We start from the raw sequence: 21498 nt of genomic DNA on the forward strand, positions 1-21498 counted from the left end.
CTATGGGCACTGCGCTCGCGGCACTGGCGTGCCGCCCGGCTGGCCGAGCCCGCCCCGCGAAGCACGGAACGGGCACCGACCTGCCGTCTTCTAGCCGCCTCGAACCTAGACCGTGGGTAGGTGATCGCGGATGAGCTCGCGCGCTTCGCCGATCCTGCGCCGCAACTGCTGCGCCGCTGCGAACTGCGCCACAGCGGCACGGCCCGCAGCGGCAAGATCGGCTTCCGCGTCAGCTGGCGCCGCCACGACCGCCGTCGCTCCGGCCGGCTGGATCCGCACCCGTGGTCCGCGGTGCGCCGCGGCCGGAAACGGTCGTGCGAGCAGTTCGTCGGCGTAGTGGGCCACGCCGTCGTGGTCACGGCACAGCAGATGGCAGTCCCCCGCGGGGAAGCTGCGCGCCTTGCCCTCGGCCTTATCGGCGAGCCGTTTCAGACCCATTTCAGCCAGGCGCGTGTGGCTGCACAGCTCGCGGCCTATCACGATCGCGTCGGCGATCTCCTCCAGCTCGTCGAGCAAGGTGAGGGCGCCCGACAGAGCATGCTGGTGGCGTAGGCCGTATGCGCGCCGCTGAGCGCCCTGCTGCGCCTGTTCGGTCGCGGCGAGCCGCTCGACGCGGCCCCGCCGGGCGTCTTTCCACTGCCAGGCAGCGAAGATGACACCGCCGACGCCCAGCGCGAGGCTGCCCACGTCGGTGTAGTCAGAGATCGTCAACGTGCGCCGTCTTCCTCGGTGCCGGGCGCAGAGGTATGGGGGCACGGCCCGGAGAAAGGGTCTCCGAGCCGCGCACCGGCCTGTAGGCCATGCGCTCTCACTCCGTCTTCTGTTGGTGTAGCCCTGCCAGGGACTACCGGTCATAGATTGGGTCGCCACCGGGTACCAGCCGGAACACGACCGTTTCTATTGGACTGGACCCTCTGTCTGGGATCAAGTGTTAGCCGAGTTGAAATCGCCTACTCTGCTCGGACGTCGCCGCGAGGATGTCCGTTCGCCATAGCCGTCACAGCCGTTCAGCCAGGCGCAGATTGTATGATCGTCGCCAGATTGGATACGCACAGGCATTGACAGGTAAGGATTAACAGCAGATTCGTGCACTTGTTAGATGAGGGTTCTCGACATCAAACCGTTGTTCGACCCACAATGTCAGGGCAGAACTTAGCCCCGGTGACCGGGGCGAAGTGTCCGCTCCGTGTTGTGAAGGCCCTGCCAGGGACACGGTTGAGGGGCGTTCGGGTACCAGCCGAACGCCCCCGAATAAACTCAGAACAAGCGTCGCCGAACCCATGGGCTAGCCGTTTCCGAACTAGCGCACCAATTCGTGAATCGCAATCCGGCCACCGCAATAACCGCCGCGAGCTCATGCCACGCGAATTCCCCACCGCTTCCCTACCAGGCCCGTACGCACCTGAGCAGTGAAAAGTCACCATCGCATTGAGTTCCTACAATGCGTTCCTGCCATTCGCGAAGCGGCAGCTGCAAGTTGTGAACGTCAGCGCAAGCAGCCGTCGGAGCCGGGGCACAGCCCCTAGCACTTTCACATAAACGTGACTGACCGTCAGGGCTGTCGGCGGCGTCTGCGCCGAAGGCCGCCCCCTCACCGTCGGCTGCGGTCGATACCCACGCGTGGGCCGCCAAGCTGGACCCGACCGGACCGTTCAACCACATGACCTGGCTGCCGTCACCGCAAACACGCTCAAGTCGCGACGATCGAGGCACACCGGTCGCACATGCAGCGGGACCTGCCCCCCGCCCTCGGCCGCACGTGGCTGGCCGCTTTGACCACTGGGAATATCCAACAGCAGGGGGACAGCGGAGACTACAAGGTCCCGATATGCCAGGTGCGATCCGGCGACTTGCGAGCGCCGTGAATGGGCTCGTTTACCTCGACAACGAGAGATCCATCCACGAACGATAGTCGTCGTGCGCTGTCGCTGCTTTTACGGTCTGTCAGGCAGTACGCGCTCGCGGCTCGATCGGCTGATCGGGCAGGGTCCGCCTGGCAGGCCGTGCGTAGTCGGCTGAGGGTCACGTGTCCTGGACGCCGTGGGTCAGCAGCTGGTCTGTGTCCGCGCCAGAGCTTGGAGTAGAACGGTTAGTTCTTCCTGCCCAGCTGCACGTCGATCCGTTCGGTGAGTGCGGCCGTTGCGACGCTTGCTGTCTACAGCGTCCGATGTCTACCCATGGCAGGACGGTGATGCGCACCGCTCTACGCTGAATGGCACACCTCTGATCGAGCTGAGGATGGCGCGCGATGGCGCGTAGTCGGCGTTGAGCAGCCGCCCCAGGACAAGCCCCACAACTGAAGTCGCTCCAGCCTGCTTGAGGCCGTAGGCGAAGGACTGCAGGCTCGCACCGGTGGTCCATGTGTCGTCGAAGAGCAGCACTCGCGCAGGCTGGTGCCGTGCGGCGCTCCAGTGAACGGTGAAGGTGTCGGTGCTGAAGCGCCGAGCACGGTCAGGGTTTGATCCGGTGGCTGCAATCACCTGTCGCTGTATGCCGAGGACTTCGGCCAGCGGGTGCGGTCCCTGGCGGCGGGTGCTGGGCACGACGGCGAGGTGGGTGAGTTTGCCTCCGGCGGCTTGCGTGAGGCACTCGATGTGCCAGTCGAGGAAGGTCTCGACGAGGCTGCGTAGCCGTGCCTGCGCTAGTGGCATGATCGGGTGGTTCTTGTAGCGCTTGAGGTCTTCGTAGTGCTGACCGTCTTTGGCGCAGTAGGCGATGGGGAAGATCGCGTCGGCGAGGGTCTGTGATGCCCGTGCGTGTTGGCCGCAGGCATAGCAGAGCTGGTAGGTGGGGTCTGCCGGGCCGCGGCAGACGCCGCAGACGCCGGGTCTGGCGTGCAGCGGGTTTCGTAGGTAGTCCCCGGCGGGTCGGGGGTCGTTAGGTGAGGACAAGGTCGGCGAGGTCTCGGGGGGTGGGCCTGAGCTGGCGCTGGCGTTTCGCTAAGACGCCCTCGACCGTCGTGAAGAGTTCGTCGGGGCTCCCGACCACGCTTACTCCAGGCCTGCCGGCGAGTTCACGCGCCCATTGCAGGTGCAGCAGGTCCTTAAGGATGATCACGTGGCGTCCGTGTTGGACGGCAAGACGGGCCTGAATGCGGGTGCCGCTGTGTTCGCCCGCGTCGACGATGACGGTCGCTGCCGAGTATCCGCTCATGACGGCGTTGCGCATGGGAAAGTGGCTGCGGGTCGGTGCGGCGTCTGGCCAGAACTGTGAGATCACGAGGCCTTGGTCGGCGATCTGGTCCTGGAGTGCCCTGTTGGAGGCAGGGTAGTGCCTGTTGATGCCTGTGCCGATGACGGCGACGGTGCGTGCTCCTGCGGCGAGTGCTGCTGTGTGGGCTGCGGTGTCGATGCCTTCGGCCAGGCCGCTGACGACGGTGATGGCGTTGCGTGCGAACTCGGTGGCGATGGTGTTCGCGATGCGTAGACCGCGGGGGGACGCGTCGCGGCTGCCCACGACGGCTACTGCCCGCACGTCGTCGGCTAGCTGGCCTTTGGTGAAGATGATGGGGGGCCGTTCCCTGATGTCGCGTAGCAGCGCCGGGTAGGTGTCGTCGAGGACGCCGTGTACGCCGATTCCTTGGTCCTGCCAGTGCCGGACGAGCGCGGTTGCTGCCGCCAGGCGTTCGTCGGCGTCGGCGTTGATCAGCGTCTGCTGGCCGCTGGGGTGTTGCAGCAGGTCGCGGGCGCTGCCGCGGTCGAGGACCTCTGATGCCAGGCGGGGCCACGACGCGGTGGGATGACCGCTGCCAGGGTTCAGCAGCGCGACTAGCGCTGCGCGTTCGGCGAGATCATCGGTCATGTACGTCATCCTAGAACCTCGGCCTGCAGGTATGCCTCATCCGTGCGAGCGTTTGGCGACTCGGCGGACGGTGGATGCCGTCCGCGGATCATGTCGCTAGTACATTAGTACGAATGGGCGTATTGTCAAGGATCGCCGGGCCGGGCCGGGTGGGACGTAGTGCCGGTGCGTCTGCGGTTGGGCGTGGCCTGCCGAGCCAGTAGGGTGTCGGCAGATGAGGATCACCCGGGGAGGGATGGCGTGGCAGGCGCGACGACCCCTCCAGGGCACGGTAGGCCGCCGAAACGTCGCCGTTCGCCGTGGCCGGTCGAAGCTGTGCTGGACAAGCCGGGCGACCTGGCAGATTGGGAGCTTCTGCCGCATTCTGTGGTGAGTCCTCTGCGTTATCCCGGCGCCAAGCGTCAGCTGGGTCCGGTGATCGCCGAGGTCGTCAAGGCGAATGTGCCGCCGCCGCGGCTTCTATTGGAGCCGTTCTGCGGAGGGGCATCGACGGCGCTGCGGCTGGTCGGCGCGGGCGTGGCCGAGCATGCCATCCTGGCCGACGCTGACCCGCTGGTGGCGGCGTTCTGGCATACCGCGGCGTTCGATACCCAGTGGTTGATCTCCGCGATGAGCGAGGAGCGCGAGAAGGCCACGGTCGCGCATTGGGACTGGTGGCGCGCGGCGCAGCCGCGGGGGCGGCGTGATCGTGCGCTGAAGTGCCTGTTCCTCAATCGCACGACGTTTTCGGGGATCCTGCATGGGCGTGCCGGACCGATCGGTGGACGGGCACAGACGTCTCCCTACAAGATCGATTGTCGGTTCGGGTTGGAAGGGCTGACGCGTCGGCTCAACCATGTCGGCGCACTGGCTCGCACCGGCCGGATTCTTGACGTTTGGCGGCTGGACTGGTCTGACAGCATCCGGCGGCTGCTGCGTGAGCATGGATCGCTGCTGTCGTCGGAGGAGATGCTGGTCTACTTCGACCCGCCGTACGTGGACAAGGCCGAGTTCCTGTACGAGTGGTCATTTGACACCGGCGGTCATCAGCAGTTCGCTAGAGCGCTGCAGACCGAGTCGCGTTTTCGCTGGTTCTTGTCGTACGACGACAGCCCTCTGGTGCGTGGCCTGTATCCGACAGGGCAGGGACGTTCGGTGCTGCATGTGTCTCAGCAGTACACGGCGGCTGGCGCCAGGAGCGGCGAAAGCGCCAAGGCGCGACGCGCCAGTCGCGATGAGCTTTTGGTGACCAACTACCCCACCGTTCCCGAATCCAGCTCGTATCGAGTCCTGGGTCCCTGACTTCGTCGCATCCAAGTGGTAGGAAGGTTGAGCACACTCGATCTCTCTTGCTCACGAAGGGTCGCTCGGTGACACAGCAGCTTTCTGGTCTGGCCGCGTTGGCGGCGGCAGAGGCAAGCCCGCTGGCGAAGCTACTGCTTGACGCTAAACGCATCGGCGGCATCTACCACCTCGACTATGAGAAGGCGGTCGTCATCACCGACGACTTCGCCAAGCGTGCCGCCGGCGGTGTGCCTCGCCACAGCTTCCTGCTGGCCGCGGCGACCCGGCCCACGCGTGAGACTAGCGAGCCGCTCGACGAGGACGAGGTCATCCTTCTCAGGGTGCGCGGTGTGGCCCAGCTGCCCCACCAGCCGGAGCTCGTCGCCACACGTATGACGACGATCCGGGATGCCAACGTCCGTGACCAGCGTCCGAGTGACATCGTCGACCCGCTCACCGGGCGGGAGATCGAGACCTGCGCTTTCGAATGCGACGTGCTGGGCACGTTCTACCCGGCGACGGTGGCCGGTGACTCGACATTCATCAAGTGGGGCGCCGACATCGACAACGTCTATTCCGGCGCCCGCTACTTCGTCTACAGCCCGTCAGCACGCGTGCTGTCGTTCATCGCCTCCTACCCGGAGCGGACGGAGGACGAGGCCGCCGGCAGCGTTCTACCGAGCCTGGTGCGTATCGGCACCGTCCGCTACGCCGCCACCCGCCGCCGCGCCGAGGTGGCCGGTATGCAGGATGTGCCGGTGCGCATCCGCGTCACAGACTTCGTGTCCCGCAAGACCGCGATCCTCGGCATGACCCGGGCGGGTAAGTCGAACACGGTCAAAACGATCTGCACGTCGGTGTTCGAACACTCCCGCCGGGCAGGCCGCCCGATCGGCCAACTGATCTTCGACCCGCAGGGCGAGTACGCCAACGTCAACAAGCAGGACAACACCGGTCTTCGGTTACTGGGCCAGGACTGGGTGACGATCTACCGGTTCGGCGCCAGCAACGACCATCAGCAGGTCAAGCCACTGACCTTGAACTTCTACGACCCCGGTGAGCTCGCGGCGGCACGTGACCTGGTCAACGACTGCCTGGCCGGCATGGACGCCAAGTACGTGCACGCCTTCCGTGCCGCGGAAGTCAGCCCTCCGGCCGCCGAGGACTTCCCCGCAGGCGACAAGGACTCCGCTTACTGGGAGGCCAAGAGCGACGCCGAACGAGCACGGCTCGCCTTCTACGCCACCTTGGCCAAGGCCGGCTTCAAGGTGCCGCCCACATGGGCCGGCATCCGGTTCAGCATCACCGGCGAACTCGCCGACGCCATCCTGGCCGATCATGCCGGCGTGCTGGTCAAAGGCTCCGGAAACGCCACGGTGAAGACCGGCGAAGGGCTGAAGAAAGTCATGGACTGGCTGTGCAACCGGCTCGCCGAACACAGCCGCGGCAAGATCCCAGCGCAGTACCTGAGCCTGAACCTGTCCAGCTGGCTCAACTGCGGCCCCTTCAACGACGTGCGCGCCGCCTACGACGCCACCGGCGGCAGCGGCGTGCTCAACTCCCTCAAAGGCTTCGTCGAGTTCCACTCCGCACACAGCAGCGGCGACGTCGCCAGCCAGGTCTACGACGACCTCACCGAAGGCAAGGTCGTCATCGTCGACCTGTCGTTCGGCAGCGAGCGCGTTGCGACAGTCATGTCCGAGCGGATCGTCAACCGGCTGCTGGAGCGCGGCAACCAGCGTTTCCGCCAGAACCTCGACCCCGTCGCCATCCAGATCGTGGTCGAGGAGGCACACCGGCTGTTCGACCGGCGCAACTCGACGCAGGACACCCGCGATCCGTGGGTCGCCCTGGCCAAGGAGGCGGCCAAGTACGACATCGGCCTGCTCTACGCAACGCAGGAGGTGTCAGCGATAGATCCGCGGATCCTGTCCAACACCCACAACTGGATCATCGCGCACCTCAACTCCGATCGCGAGACGCGGGAGCTTTCCCACTATTACGACTTCGCCCAGTTCGCGGACTCGATCAAGCGTGCGGAGGAACGTGGTTTTGTCCGCATGAAGACACTGTCGGGCCAGTACATCGTGCCAGTTCAGATCGCGAAGTTCGACCACGACATGATCAACAGGGCAAGGGCGGCCGCAGGTCTCGACTCGATCGACCCGCAGACGCTCGCTGCCCACAACGGACACCTGCCGCGTCAGCCGCTGGCTGTGGGAGGCAGCTGATGCCCTCGCCGAACGAACGCGCGTCGCGTCTCGGGCATGTCTCCACCGTCCAGAACGCGATGATAGAGACAGCGATGACACGGTGGGTCACACCTGCCGTGGAGAAAGGAACGCCCGAAGCCGTGTCAACCCGGTGTGTCGCGGTTCAGGACCTGCCGGGTCCCACGCGCACACCACCCGCCTACGTGGTGGCCTTCGACGGCTCCGACCAGGAGATCCAGGCCCGCGCGCAATACCCGTCGATCCGGGTCGGGTTCATCCAGATCACCGGCGTGTTCGTCAACATCAACCAGTTCCTCAACAGCCGCGTTGACGGCCTGGTCGATCCCCGGCGCCTGATCGCCGCCCGTGACGCCCAGACCATCCAGGCCGCGCTGCCCGGATCGAACGTGGCCATCCAAGGCTTCAGCGGCGTGGACTCCTGGCGCGCCGAGCTGTACAACATGTTCAGCTCGCAGGGCACCCGCGACTTCTCCGCGGATCTGTTCAGCCTGACCGAAGCGCTCATGCATCTGTACGGCCGACACGGCGAGCCAGCCAAGACCATCAAACTGGGACGCTGCCCGACCTGCAAAGACACGACGCAGACCGTGCAAGTCAAGCCCACGGCGTGCACCGCCTGCGCGTCCGCCCTCTACCCCACCGACGTGCTGCGCACCCATGAGGAGTACAACCCTGACGGCAGTAATGACAAGATCCTCACGCGCACGATGAACGTGGCCGAGCGGCTGCTGATGCTGATCTACATGGGTGGCCTCTCACGGTACAAGCCGCAGGTGGCTGCGAGCGGCATGTTCATCACCGACGGGCCTCTGGCATTCCATGGACCCACGGCACCGCTGAAGAGACGCATGGTCGGCTACTGGGGCGAGGTCTGCAGCGCCCAGGAGCAAGCCGGGTGCGCCCCGCCGCTGTTGGTCGGCGTGGAGAAGAAGGGTGTGTTCGTCGACCACGCCGCAAGCATCGCCGAGTTCATACCTCAGCGGCACGTCATGATGTTGGATAACATCTACATCCACGACAAGATCCAGCGGAGCAGCAACAACGATATCTACGGCCACGATGAGTTCTACGGCCGCCGCTTCCTCTACAAGACGAGCACGGACCAGATGATCGTCTTGACGGTTCCGCGCGTGCCGGCCGGTCAGCCGTATGAGGCCGCCCAGCCCGACGGCACCAACCCGTGTGAGGACTTTGCCAGCTACCCCACGCTGCGCAGTACAGTCGAACAGCTTGATCGGTTGCAGACCAGGCTCTACCCCAACGCCATCATTCCCGTCGCGCTGGCCCACTCGGAGGCATCGCTGCCCCTCGGGACGGGCCGCAGCGTCTTGACGCTGCTGGCGCAGCATCACCTCGGCCTGGAACAAAACACTAAAGGGCTGCTCGGCCAGCACAGCCCGTTCCAATGAAACGCACTGCGCACGGTTCGACGGGAGGCATCTGTCGGATGGCACCACGCCGGACGGGATCGACCCGAATTCTCGAGGTCTTGAGACCGCAAGCCCGTAACCGACTCGGTATCAGCCAGGCTAGTCAGCAGCGGGCGGCTGACAGAACACCGGCGGCGAGACGGCACCCGCGTAGTCAGTTTGGAAGACTGAAACTCTGCGTTCGGCTGGCGCCGGCCACAGGCCGACGGCGGCTGTCGTTCGTGAAGTCGTGAACTGAGCGCCTGACACGTACGGCTGACTACCCGTCGCGCTGACCCCCAAGAGCAGGAACGACCAACAAGACAAAGCGGGTCAGAATGGAGGAGTCACATCCCGCCGTAATGAGGGGCAGGAGGTTGTCATGCTGCCGCCAGACGTCGATAGCCCTTTGGATTGGTGGCTTACTCAAGCTGACACACCTGGACGAGTCACGGCGCTTCGGGACACGCCAGCAGGGCCTTCGTGGCTCAAATTCGCCTTCTACGGCCGGATGTCGACCAAGGAGTGGCAGCATCGCTTGTCGTCAGGACGTTGGCAGCGCGACTTCGCCGAGGACGTGGTCCGTGGTCACGGCGAGATCGTGGCCGAGTACTTCGACCTCGGCCGGCGCGTGAGACCATGGCATCAACGTCCGCAGGCGTCGATGCTGCTGGCAGCGCTGACCGACCCTGACCGCCTGTTCAACGCCGTGGTGATCGGCGAGTTCGAACGCGCGTTCTACGGCAACCATTTCAAGCAGATCCTTCCCCTGTTTGCCGAGAACGGCGTCCAGCTGTGGCTGCCTGAGATCGGCGGACCGGTCGACCCGGCCAGCCACGAACACATGGCAGTGCTGGAGCTGTTGGGGGTTCACTCAAAGAGGGAGATCCAGCGCGCCCGGTTCCGGGCCAAGGCCGCGATGCGGGCACAGGTTATCGAGCAGGGCCGCCATCAAGGCGGACGGCCACCGTTCGGCTACCGCCTGGTCCGGGCCGGCCTGCATCCGAATCCCGCTCACGCCAAATGGGGACGGCCGGCGTTTCGTCTCGATCCTGACTCGCGGACAGCGCATCACGTTCAGTGGATCTTCGCGCAGCGGATCGCCGGTCGCAGCGTAGCCAACATCGCCAAGCTGCTCAACGAGCGCGGTGTGCCGTGCCCGTCGCGTGTAGACCCCGACCGCAACCCCCATCGCAGCGGTGAGGTGTGGGTGCAGACCACGGTCAGGTCGATCCTGGAGAATGCGCGCTACACCGGCCGGCAGGTGTGGAACCGGCAGCAGACCGAGCAAGGGCCGCTGGACGCAGCAGACGACCTGCTGGGCCGATCGGAGAACCGCCGCTGGAATCTGATCCGCGACTGGGCGATCTCGAAGGTCGCCGTTCATCCGCCGCTGGTCAGCGAGCGGGACTTCGTGATGGCTCAACTCATCCGCAGCGTACCGGCACCCAAGGACGCCACAAGCCGGATCTACGCGCTGGCGGGCCTGGTCTGGTGCCAGATGTGCGGCCGCAAGTTCGACTCCCACTGGTCTCATGGGAACCCGGCTTACCGATGCCGACACGGCCAGCGCAGCGACAAGCCCGGCGGCACCAACGAGCCATGGCTTTACATCCGCGAAGACGACGTCGTGCGGTGGGTCGCTGAGCTGCTGCGGCTGTCGCACGAACCCGAGACGATCGCTGTACGGCTGCGGGCCGACGGCAGCCGGGTGCTGTGCGGCCCTGATCGAAAACTGAGCCTCGATGCGTCGGTCCGTAGTCCCGCCCGTATTCCGCGTCCACGATCGCCGAAAGGGCCTGCCACCCCGCCGCGCGCAGGCACCCGCGCCTTCATGGAATTCTACTGACGGCGGATTCAGAGCAAAGAGCCACCGATGTCACCCACCTCACCCTGCACGGCCGCCAGCGGCTGGCTCGCGTACTGACCGCGCTCGTCGCACTGGTCACCGCGGCAGTCATCTCCACCCCGCGCCGCGCACACCGCCGCCTGCTCCGACAGCACCAGCATTACCGTCGTCAACTTCACCGCCTTCGGCGCCAGCATCGTCGTCGCCTGCGACCTAACCGCACTACTCGACCATCATCGTCCGAAACACCAGATCGGCGCTGGTGGACCGTCGGGGCCGGATCGGCTCGGTTGAGGTTCGCGCGGCGCTGCTCATCGTGCGAGGCTGGCCGAAAGCGACCCTCGCGAGGGCCGACACGGTATGGCGTTGACCGGAGCCGTCGGTACACCTGTTCGAAATTTTGGTTCAGGTCCGTGAAATCCGGCCGAGTGAAGTTTATATTGATGAGGTGTCGAGACCTGCTGAGCCGTTCGCACCGTCGGTGATGGCGCAGCTCAGGCTGTCCGCTGGACTAAGCCAGTCGCGACTCGCCCTCTTGATCAAGGTGTCGAAGCGGCAGGTCATCAACTACGAGAAGGGCCGGCATACCCCGACGCCTGCCAAACTCAAGGCGCTGGCGGAAGCACTGTCGACAACCGCGCAACAATTGGTCGGCACTCCCCCTGGCCACGAGACGCTTAGCGATCTTCGACGCTTTGCGGGCATGGATCGCGAAGAGGCGGCAACGCGGATGGCTAGGCTTCTGCCAGGTGCCTGGGCTTGGAGGCTGCAACGTCTTGAGGTTGGAGAAGCCGTCGCAACCTGGCCGTCGTCGGCATCGCCACCCCAGGTGGTCGCGGCTCTCGCAGAGGTCTACCAAGTGCCGAAAGCTGTCGTGCTCAGCGCCTGGAAGAGAACATCGGCGACACCTTCCGACGCGGGCGAGACTCCTACAGAGGCCGGCTCGCAGGACGCGCGCAGTAAAGCCGCCCGCGACTGGGATGGGCTGAACGAGAGGCAGCGCGTATACCTGAAGATCTTCTTTCATCAGGATCGAGCCGCAGAACGTGAGGCGAAAGCGACGCATGCCGCCGGACGAAGGCCCGTTCCTCCATCGGTGTGGCGCAAGCTCCCATTCAGCATCAAGGCAGATCCCGCCTTCACCGGCTATACGCCGATACAGCAGGCGCTGCGCACGGACGGCCAGCACGACGCCGGCGCCGGCGCCACGGTGCACGCTTTGGCCCATCGTGGTCTGGTGGAGGTCAGCGAGGACCAAGTCGAGGTCTTCCCACTGGGATTCGTGCCGCGGGTGCTCGTTGAACTGACACGCGCCGGGCGCGCATGTGCACGGTACGGCCTCGACGAACTGCCGGAGCCACGAGACAGAGACGGCTTGCTCTCGGATTGGCTCTGGCAGAACTTGGTCAAGGTCGCAGCGGCTGGCATCAACGGGCTCGCCGAGGACGGACTTTGGGGGAAAGCGAGATTCTTTCTCGGCACAGGCTATCGCCCGAATGGTTCACCGAGCCGCGGTTATATCGATCTTGTTCCGGTCAAGCAGGCGACCGAGGCTGGAACCTATGTCCGTGCGTACCGATGGCATCTTACGGACGCCGGCCGAACCCATATTGACCAGCACTTCCCCACATACCGCCGTCTCTACCCCGCCGTCCATGACGGCTCGGAGCCCTTGTGGTCCTGATCCACCTCCCCTAACGGGTGAACCGCACCATCTGGATTGTCGCCGCCACCGCGTAGTGTGCCGCCCGTGACTTTCTCCAGCCCTGCTCTAAACGCGACAGCTGCCCGCGTTCAGGTCATGACTGCGGCAGCCCGAGCAGCCCAAGCGGTCACCGATACCGAACAGCCGCCGGAGAGTAGGCTGCAGACCCTAATGGACGCCCATGCGCGGGTCCTTGCCGTCCGCGGTCCAGGAAATCCGCTCACGTTTTCCGACTTCCGTGATCTCCTCACGCAGGACCTCTCGTTGCTCCTTCCTTCGCACATCGCGGCCGAGGAATTGCAGGGTGTCTGCCTGATCACCGAAGACGGCCAGTACGACGATGACCTCTACGACCTGGAGCAGGAGCAGATGCTCGTGCTGCGGGCCTTGGCCAAGGCAGTGCGGGGTGGGCGGACCCCCTCAGGTGAAAGCCTCGCAGAGGAAATGGATCAGGAACGGGCCTATACGGCGCTGAAGAAGCGGGGCGAGCAGGCAGTTTACGTGCAGGGCCGCCAGGCGCTCATAGACATGCCGGCCGGATCTGACAAGGATCTCAGGAAGCTTCGAATCCCGAGTTCGGTCGTCGACTTCTACCAGCCGATCGCGCACGCCGCGTTGTTCGACCGGTGGTGGTTCGCGTGCCCGGTGTGCCGATGGCCTATGAAGATCACAATTCAGAGGGGCCGAGGAACTAAAACCGGCAGCGCCAGATGCTTCCATCGCCCGCACGCTGCAATGGGTGCCTCATACATTTTCGGTATTCCTGACGGCGGCCGGCCTCCGTCTTTGATGCCTGCGGCATCCGCTCCTCCTCGTCCATCCGGCGCGGCGGCGGTCTTGTTCACTGATGTTTCGGGCCGCGTGCCTGAACCGACGCCCGCCGAAGACCACAAGGCGCTCACTCGCGGTGTCTGGCGCTGGACAACGATTCCAGGACTTGTGGAGGTCGGGCTGCACCGCGCCTTGGAGGCTCGCGGGATCAAGGTGGACCTATGGCCAGCCCTTGACGCGTACGACCTTCATGTCGAGTTGCCGGCGATGTCATTCCGCATCGATGTAAAGGACTACAGCAACCCGCTGCTTCTTGGGAAGAAGATTCAGGCTGATGAGGGCGACGCCGGCGGCGCTCAGTGGCTGGTCGTGCCAGACTTCCGGCCATCCAGCGTCCCGGTACTGACAACGGTCTGCGCGGAGTTCGGCCTACGCGTAGCCACCGCCGGCGCCATGGGACAGATGATCTGTGAGAAGGCTGGGATCGCATGGCAGTGACAAACAGACTCAGCAAGAATGACGGGGCAATCCTCGCTTCTCTCGCCTTGGCGGCGCACTATTTCCCTGCTCGCGGCACCGGCGGTGTCTCATTGGCCAGGTTTACCCATGCCGCCTTTCTGATCGGTGGACACTACGACACCTGGGATAGGTGGCGGGAGATGTCGCATCAGGAGCGTCAACGCATCGCCGCGGTGCTGGGGGCGGCACCTGAGGAACTCTGCAAGTTGGGCAAACTCAGCAGACGCGCGCGTAGGCTTCTCTCGGCAGGCCCTGAGGGCCAGAGCAGTCACCCGTTCTCTCTCTACGGCGAGGAGCCCGAGCGGGCGGACGCGGCGGTCCCGCGCGTCGGTGGTGATCTTCTCGGCTACGCAGACAGGATCCTAGATCGACTGCGCCGGGACCATCGCCGTCGGCGGCCCCAGGAGATCGCGCGAGAAGGGACATGGCTCACCCGAACGTGGTACTCCCCAGGGATCGGGCTGGTCCAGGGGAAGGTTGTGATTCCGGACTTCGGCGAGCCGGGCGAGAACGAGGGGTCGTTCAACGTAGAGACCGTGCCCTACATGGCCGAGGTCGTCATCGACACCGACGCCCTCCTCGACCTTGCAGGAGACATCGACAAGCGTTATCGCCCCGAGGATCGCTATGTGCAGCGCGTCCTCAGCGATCTCTTCCGGCAGATGGACACCACCGACACCATCGAGGTAGCGAAGGCTCTGAAGCTGATCGCCGGGCCGCTGGAGATCCTGAACGCACCCACGGGCACGGGTAAGAGCGTCTTCGTCAGGGTCGCGGCATCGTGGTTCGCGCTGAACAAGTTGACGATCACGCTCGTGCTACCGACCGTTGAGGCCACGCTTTCCACGGCGTGGGACATTCAGGAGGATCTGCAACATCTTCGAGTCTTGCGGTCCCTGCCGCAGGAACTCGTCTGCACTCCGCTGATGTCGCCCTACGGCCTGTACGAGCGGGCACTCAAGGCCGGCGCCCGCGTCGAGGGCTCGTTTCTCGATCAGTCGGCCAAGTCGCGGTGGCGCATCGACCAGCTCGCCTACGGTTGCGCGCTCGGCCCGCTCACCGAGATCAATGCGCCGTTCCCGCCGGGCAGCGAATCGTGTCGCACCCTCACGCCGTTACCGCCGAAGTCGGGTAACCACGCCTGCCCGTGGATGACCACGACGTGCGGCAAGTTCGAGCAGCCGCGCAGAGCCATCGGTGCTTCCGTCATCGTCACCAACCATCACAACTTCATGGTCGGACGTTTCCCGCTGCCCGTCGTGCTGGACGGACGCAAGGTCGACGACGTGTCGATAGCCGAGTTCATCTTCAGGAGGTCTCATGCTGTCCTCATCGACGAGGTGGACCAGTTCCAGTCGACCGCCCTCGGGATGTGCGCGAGCGAGTTGGTGCTCGACACCCGACGCAACTACGCAGTCCCACTGAAAGAACTCGATGATGACAAGGCCCGGCTGCCGATCGAGGCGGCCAAAGACCTCTGCCCAACAATCAGCCACGCCCGGTACCTCTCCGAATTCCTATTGGCGGGCATCTGCACCAACGACATCCATCTTCGGCAGTACGAGGGCAGCGGCCCGGCTCGCGACCAGCAAGGGCTGAACACCACCGGCTGGCATCTGGCCGGCGGACGGGACCGACGGCTGATCATGCTGCTGTTCCCCGACGCAGGCATCACCAACGAACAAGAGGTACCCAACGAACTGTTCGGGCTCCTCAATGCCCTCGGCCCCGCCCATCCGGGCGCAGACGACGGCTACACCGCCGATGAATCGATAGAGCTACCGCCGCACCTGCGCGCGGTACGGGCCAGTCTGGAGAAGGTTCTTGCACCACGGGGCGAGGATCTGCTCGCCCAGGTCAAGCTGGAGCTCTCCGATGCACTACGGGACGCGGTCAAAGACGCCCACCTGCGCAGCGAAGCGATCGAGCTGCTGCTGGTCCGCACGTGGCTGCGGGAACTCGACGCCGCGCTTGCTCTGCTACGCAACAAAACCGCTCAACTTCGATCCATCGGCCTGCCCTCGGCACGCAAACTCGCCGAACGGCTCGAATCCAGAGTCGCCGCCAACGTCCTGCCTTACGGGATGCTGGGAGGTGCGATCGTCGGATACCGCGTGACAGGGCTCGACGACCCAGACAAGTCCGCCGAGCTCACCGCACAGTGCATCTCCGGTGATCCACACACCTACACCGCGCAGCTCGGCAGCATCGTCTCCTTGGTCCTGGCCGGAGTAGAACGGCCCGTAATGGGACTGTCGGCGACCGCCTACTTCCCTCAGGCGGTTCGCGAGCACGTGCACGCCGAGGTCAAGTGGTGGATGACCGACGCCGCCCCGGACAGCATCCGCGCACGACGGCACATGATCACCGATGCGGTCGACCAGCCCATCCGGATCTCCGGCATCCCACAGGCCCACAAACGCCGAGCATTGATCACCCTCGGCGACCAACTCTACGACAAGCAGATTCATCCAGAACTCGCCCGGATCGCGAAGACCGACCCGGCGCGGGCCCATGCTGCGGTCGTCGTCAACTCCTACGAACACTGCCGACATATCGCCCTCGGCATCCGCGGATCAAGTCTCTACACCGGGGGACTCTGCGTCGCCGTACCACCTGACAAGGAGCGACGCGACAAACTCCCCCCACTGCCGCCCGGCATCGCGGAACTCACACCGGAAGAGTTCGAGACCTTCCCCAGCCGGGGCACCATCCTGGTCGTGCCGATGGCCCGGATCGCCCGCGGCCTGAATATCGTCATCGGCACCAAGTCGGCCATCACCCCGGTCTACCTGTGCACCCGTCCGCTCGCGCTGCTGACCGACCCGCCAGAGATGTATGCCAGCATCAATGCTGCGGGACTGCGGGCATTGCCGGCCGGTCCGTCTGCCGACCCCGTGGCCGCGCTACAGGTAGCCCGGCAGGCTGCCTGGGAGCGACTCGGTGTGATTATGCGATCGGCACCCGGATTCGTCGCGACACGGCCCGAGCTTCAAGAAGAAATCGTCGCGGGCATGATTGTCGATATGATTCAGCTTGCCGGGCGTGCCCGGCGAGGCGGGACCGACATGACCCTCCACCTGGTCGATTATGCGTTCCACGAGGACTCATGGCAATCCGACCTCGCGAACATCCTGCGCCGAATGTACGAGCAGTGGCATCCCGACCAGCGCAAGCAGATGAACGCCATATACCGCGAAGCGCTCGCCGCCTTCCTGGCATACGCGGGCATCGACGCCAACGGCTAGCAGGCAACGGGCGTGTCCAATCATCGAGAGTAGGAGCAGCACAAGGGCATGGCTGAGCAAAAGAACCGCCGACGGCTGGACGTGCTGGGCTACCGGTGCACCCCAGAACTACTCGGCGACTCTACGGTCTATCTCCGGCAGTTCCCCGACGCAGTGAAGTCGCTGTGGACGCTGCTCGAACGCCGCTACAGGGACCGTATGGGCAGAGAAGAGGTCCAGGCGCCGTACACCATCGCCACCACGGCTCTTCGATGTCTGACCGGCGGTTACGCGTTCTTCGACCCGGAGAGGCTGTTCCTGGTTTCCGGAAGATCGATCGACGACGACACGCTCTGCGACGCGTTCACCTTGATGCACGGCCTCGCCGCAGGATTGGAGATCGACGATATCCACCTCGGTAGCCCGGTGGCGCTAGCTGAGCGCATCGCCGGCACCCCGGAGGAGCCCCGCAGGCTCGCCGACTACCTCACCAGAACACCCCAGGGCCAGTCCAACGCCGAGCCGTGGGTATACCGATCTGCGACGTGGGATTTCGCCCGGCAGCTCACGCAGCGCTCGTGGAACGTCGACGGCAAGGAGATCAGTCTGCGGCCGGACAATGTCGGCGGCTTCGTGGCCTGGGACCATCCGTGGGCGAACAAATCAGGCACCGCGTTCGCCATTGCGCGAGGTCGCATCGCCATGAAGACCATGCCCAACCTCGCTGACCCGGTGTTCCTGCTCTCCGCATCGAGCACACGAGTGAAGAGCGGCATGTTCTTCGCACGCACCGTGCTCGCCGAGACAGACGCCAAGGGGCCGGTCATCGAAGTCGAGATGGTCGGTCGGTCGCACATCAGAAACATCAGCAGAATGGCTTTGCAGGTTCTGGGCCGGCTGAAGATGGACAACTCGGTCCTCCACCAGATCCAGGCGCAAGTCGACCGCGAAGTCGCGCAAGCAGAAGAGGCAAAGGCGCGCGGCGTGAAGTGGTATCCACCCGCTGGCGACCTCGGTCCCATCCGGCCGATCCACAGCAAGAACTACAAGTTCCCGGTCGGCCGGGGCGTCGGCATGCACTTCCTGCGTGAACTGGACAAGCACGTGCGGTCCGTCTTCGGTGATGTCGCACGAAGCCCTCAGATCTTCTTCGACACGCAGGGCTTCAAGCGCGTCGAACGCAGGGACGGGTTGTATGCGGATCCTCAGGACGTCACAAGATCACTGACTTCCATGGGGTACGAACGCCTGACGCTGGCGTGCCTTTGGTATCGAGATGAGAACCGGATCCGGATGTTGAACGGCTTGGCCGAAGCATACGGGCTCGACGCCTCAACGCTCGACCCTGCCGAAGGCGAGCCGGTGACGCTCGTGGAAGGCGCCGTCAGTGCCACCTTCCATCGGGTCCCCGGTGTGCTGGAGCACGGACCGGAGTCCGGCAAACTCGACGACCTGCGAAGGATCGCTACCCTGCGACCCAGCCCCGGCACGCTCGTTGGAGTTTGGGCGGAAACCGACTACGACGGCAATGAAGATGAGGTCGACGAGTCAGCGGAGCTCGCCGAGACCCAGAATCCGCCCACGCCCAGGGAAGACAGGCCGCGCAGGCCGGATGACGCCCATGACGCCAAGCACCGCACTCGACGCAGCCTCAGCCAGCTCAGCGTCGTATCGCAGTTCATCAAGGACTTCAAACCGGGCAAGAAGCCCGGAGACCACCCTGTGCAGCTCGCCCAGCTTGACCTCAACCGCAGCCTCGGCCTGATCGATAGACGCGTCGACAACGTCATGATCGATCACGTCGGCAGTTTCGGGCCACAGGAGGTGGCGCACTGCGGCATCCATGTGCGGCGCCAGAGTAAACGGCCCGGTGAGCGTTCAGCCAAGATCTGCATCACCGCTGTCGTGCTCAAGCCACCGGCATCCGAGGGCCTTGCATGGACCCTGCACGGCTGGAGCTACACAGACCGCCGCTGGCGGCCATACCACCTGGCCCAGACCGCCTACCACAGCAAGGACTACCCGTCCGGCAAACTCGCGATGCACGATGACGACAATGCCGGGCGCAAGCAGGTCGCCGTGGTCATCGATCAGGCACTATCGGAGTTGCACCACTATCTCGGCGGCACTCCATACACGGTCACGGTCGATGGCTTGGCCACCCGGCGACTGTGGGAAGGCCTGCACAACAAGAAGCAAGGCCAGGTCGGCAAGCCGGGAACCACCTGGCTGCCCGGCCACACCCTTCCCCTGTCCGAGCGTCCGCTGGCCGTCATCAGGCTCAACAAGGACGACGACGAGGTGATCAGGCCGATCAGCCACACCACGCTGAACTCCGAGGACGAGATTCTCAGGGAGGGTGGCACCACTACGCTGCTGTACCGTCTCGAGCCCGACTTCGGTGACCCGACCTGGCTACTTTCCACCGTGCCGGTGCAGCATGACGGCAGCGGTGCGGGCCGGCTCGGCGCTGACAAGACGCGGTGGACCGCCAGCTACGGCTCCAACGTCGAAGGCGAGTTGGCAAAAAACGAGATGCGCGCCAACTGGTACACGATGAACGCCACGGAGATCTTCGTGATCCCACTTCGAGAAGGCGTCGACTCCCGGGCACTCGCCGCAATGACTGCCCGGCTGTGCCATCAGTCCTTGGCCTGGACCAGCCGTACCCGCTACTCGGTTCAACTCCACGCGGCACAGCAGATGGATCTTGACCATCCGCAGTACCGGCGGTCGGCCGCCACCCAGGACCCAGAAGCAGCACCGGTGGGCGAGGCGCAGCTCGACGACCAGCCCGACGGAGAATAGCTTTAACGGCACGGCTTGTCCTCACCGTGAGGCGTCGGACAAGCCGTGCCATCGGAGCCCTTCATACGCCCCGACTCAGGCCCAATTTCCATTAACATCGACGTATGATCCGGCCTTGTCCAGAAACGGTCACATACGGAGCCAATCGGCTCTACGGTGAGGCAGCGGGCACCGCTAGTCAGGGCGAGGTACATCGCGACAGAGTCGACGAACGAAGCAGCTGCGAGCGCAGAGATCATGTCGTCCAGCACCCAGACCTGCTACCTTTGGCGCGACTGATCAACTGTGCAGTAGATGCCTGCAAACCGGCTCCAGACCACGAGCACGGCGCACCGCACTCGATCAGCCCCGGGGCAGACACCTATCCTGATCCTGAACCTTGTCGTGCGGATCGCACCTCGCCCGCACGAGGCGACCACCACCTGGTTTTGTTCCCTACGGCGCCAAATGTCGCCAAGTTTGAGCGCCAGCGAGGACCTAGCGGGTCTCGATGTTCACGAGTCTCGGCGTCACCACAGCTGCCAGCTGGGTCGCCCGCCGATCCGCTCACGTACGGTGACGAATGCGCGGCGAGGCCCGCGCGGATGGCGGCAAATCCTGCGCACGTGATTAACGTGTCCAGTCGTTGACCGGGACGCGCGCAGCAACAGCAACCTACTTCGTAGGCCGAGTCATCCAGCCAATCACGGGAGACTGTCGACACCGGTCGAAGTGACCGTTGGGTGTGGCTCTTGACCGAGACCAAGAGGGGGTGTGTAGTGTGTACCCATGACACGCGTTGACTTTCGGTACCTTGCGGACCTCCTCACCCCGCGCCACGCTGCGATAGTCGACGACCCCGCCGAACGGAACCGCCTTGCCGGCCTGGTCGACACCGACACATCCGAGTACATCGCCGGCTTCATCTCGCAGGCCGGCCGAGTGCTCGGTGAAGCAGTAAGGTCGGGCGAGATCGTCCTATACGAGAGCGACATCACGGTGGACGCTGAAGGTGACTGGGTGCCCGGAGCCCCGTCCCGGATGTGGATGGTGCCAGCGGGAACTCGGCGAGAGGACGTTTACGACGACACCGCTCGCCTCTTCCTGGCCCAAAGCTTGCGCAACGGGGCCGCCAGTCAGTTCTGTGGATGGCAGGACCGGGTGGTCGCAATCGTGCCCGAGGAAGTCGGCCCCAAGGAGTCGAAGATCATCCGTACCCTGGCCGGCGGGGATATCGAGGTCGTGCACACGTACAACGTTCTTGATGCGTACGGCACCTTCGCCCGATGGGTGACCGACCTTGCCCTGGAGTATGGAAGCGGTGACGAGGCAATTGCTTCCGACACACCCCAGCCGCCCGGCATGGCGCGATCGGTCGTGAGCGCATGGCTGATGCGCGAGGCAGGCGAGGCACAGCTCCAGCAAGCCCGCTTCTCCCTGAAGTTCGGCTTAGCGGGGTACTCGCGGGTGCCGAGTGAGGAACTGCCGATCGCCGAACTCGCACGTTCCCTCTACACCGACCGCGCGAACTTGACGAAGGTCATTAAGGACGCCGAAAAAGATGCCAGGATAACCGGGATCCTCGACGCGATCACGTCCGGGGACACCGACCGGATCATGACGACTCTTCGCAACGGGTAGGACGGCCAGGCAACTGCCGACTCGGATGGCAGCCTGGGCCGGAAAGCCGCCATGGGCGGACCTGTGTGGAGCGTCCACAGACGTCGCGTACTTGGGGGTCGAGCTGCTAGTTGCCGTGCCCGCGCTCGACCAGGCACAGTCGTGCCGATGGCCAGACTGGCCGTCGACGCTGAAGGTGCCGTTCTCGCGAACATAAACCAACCGCCTAACCTGCTCTGACCGACGCGCCGCCCATGAGTAGGGCTTTCGCCGACCGGCCATGCGCACACACCAGGAGCGCGCTTCTCGGCTG

The 21498-nt window shown here is 64.7% G+C and carries 13 protein-coding genes; 9 read left to right on the forward strand and 4 right to left on the reverse strand.

Annotated features, from left to right (window positions below):
- Window positions 1-105: 105 nt before the first annotated feature.
- The 3 genes from Cs7R123_RS31645 to Cs7R123_RS31655 form a co-directional block, all read right to left on the reverse strand.
- Window positions 106-711 (reverse strand): hypothetical protein, encoded by a 606-nt coding sequence (locus tag Cs7R123_RS31645; protein WP_212831961.1) that lies wholly within the window; start codon window positions 709-711, stop codon window positions 106-108.
- A 1460-nt stretch (window positions 712-2171) separates the two neighbouring features.
- Complete coding sequence (locus Cs7R123_RS40470; RefSeq protein ID WP_244872259.1) at window positions 2172-2891, reverse strand: hypothetical protein; 720 nt, start codon at window positions 2889-2891, stop codon at window positions 2172-2174.
- Window positions 2878-3801, reverse strand: a complete 924-nt coding sequence (locus Cs7R123_RS31655) for a DNA-processing protein DprA (protein ID WP_244872260.1) — start codon at window positions 3799-3801, stop codon at window positions 2878-2880. The genes Cs7R123_RS40470 and Cs7R123_RS31655 overlap by 14 nt, the downstream gene beginning before the upstream one ends.
- A 315-nt stretch (window positions 3802-4116) precedes the next feature.
- Here Cs7R123_RS31655 and Cs7R123_RS31660 point away from each other — a divergent pair, with 315 nt between their 5' ends.
- The 4 genes from Cs7R123_RS31660 to Cs7R123_RS31675 all read left to right on the forward strand — a co-directional run bounded on the left by Cs7R123_RS31660 (window position 4117) and on the right by Cs7R123_RS31675 (window position 10556).
- Window positions 4117-5082, forward strand: a complete 966-nt coding sequence (locus tag Cs7R123_RS31660) for a DNA adenine methylase (protein ID WP_212831971.1) — start codon at window positions 4117-4119, stop codon at window positions 5080-5082.
- Between the two features lie 68 nt (window positions 5083-5150).
- Window positions 5151-7295, forward strand: a complete 2145-nt coding sequence (locus Cs7R123_RS31665) for an ATP-binding protein (protein ID WP_212831973.1) — start codon at window positions 5151-5153, stop codon at window positions 7293-7295.
- A complete protein-coding gene (locus Cs7R123_RS31670) occupies window positions 7295-8707 on the forward strand; it encodes a hypothetical protein (protein ID WP_212831975.1) in 1413 nt (470 codons plus the stop codon). The genes Cs7R123_RS31665 and Cs7R123_RS31670 overlap by 1 nt, the downstream gene beginning before the upstream one ends.
- 511 nt (window positions 8708-9218) lie before the next feature.
- Entirely contained in the window at window positions 9219-10556 is a 1338-nt protein-coding gene (locus tag Cs7R123_RS31675; RefSeq protein ID WP_212831977.1) for a recombinase family protein, read from the forward strand.
- Window positions 10557-10564: 8 nt separating this feature from the next.
- On the opposite strand, the gene Cs7R123_RS31680 is transcribed toward Cs7R123_RS31675, so the two are convergent.
- Window positions 10565-10753, reverse strand: coding sequence for a hypothetical protein (locus Cs7R123_RS31680; protein ID WP_212831979.1), 189 nt, complete (start codon window positions 10751-10753; stop codon window positions 10565-10567).
- Window positions 10754-11004: 251 nt separating this feature from the next.
- Between Cs7R123_RS31680 and Cs7R123_RS31685 the strand changes: the two genes are divergently transcribed.
- The 5 genes from Cs7R123_RS31685 to Cs7R123_RS31705 all read left to right on the forward strand — a co-directional run bounded on the left by Cs7R123_RS31685 (window position 11005) and on the right by Cs7R123_RS31705 (window position 21206).
- Window positions 11005-12240, forward strand: coding sequence for a helix-turn-helix domain-containing protein (locus tag Cs7R123_RS31685; RefSeq protein WP_212831987.1), 1236 nt, complete (start codon window positions 11005-11007; stop codon window positions 12238-12240).
- 66 nt (window positions 12241-12306) lie between these two features.
- A complete protein-coding gene (locus Cs7R123_RS31690; protein WP_212831989.1) occupies window positions 12307-13530 on the forward strand; it encodes a hypothetical protein in 1224 nt (407 codons plus the stop codon).
- Complete coding sequence (locus tag Cs7R123_RS31695) at window positions 13521-16799, forward strand: hypothetical protein (protein ID WP_212831991.1); 3279 nt, start codon at window positions 13521-13523, stop codon at window positions 16797-16799. The genes Cs7R123_RS31690 and Cs7R123_RS31695 overlap by 10 nt, the downstream gene beginning before the upstream one ends.
- Before the next feature lie 48 nt (window positions 16800-16847).
- Window positions 16848-19586 (forward strand): RNaseH domain-containing protein, encoded by a 2739-nt coding sequence (locus Cs7R123_RS31700; protein WP_212831993.1) that lies wholly within the window; start codon window positions 16848-16850, stop codon window positions 19584-19586.
- A 768-nt stretch (window positions 19587-20354) separates the two neighbouring features.
- Complete coding sequence (locus tag Cs7R123_RS31705) at window positions 20355-21206, forward strand: hypothetical protein (protein WP_212831994.1); 852 nt, start codon at window positions 20355-20357, stop codon at window positions 21204-21206.
- Window positions 21207-21498: the final 292 nt, after the last annotated feature.

The sequence above is a fragment of the Catellatospora sp. TT07R-123 genome (assembly GCF_018327705.1).
Classification (GTDB): domain Bacteria; phylum Actinomycetota; class Actinomycetes; order Mycobacteriales; family Micromonosporaceae; genus Catellatospora.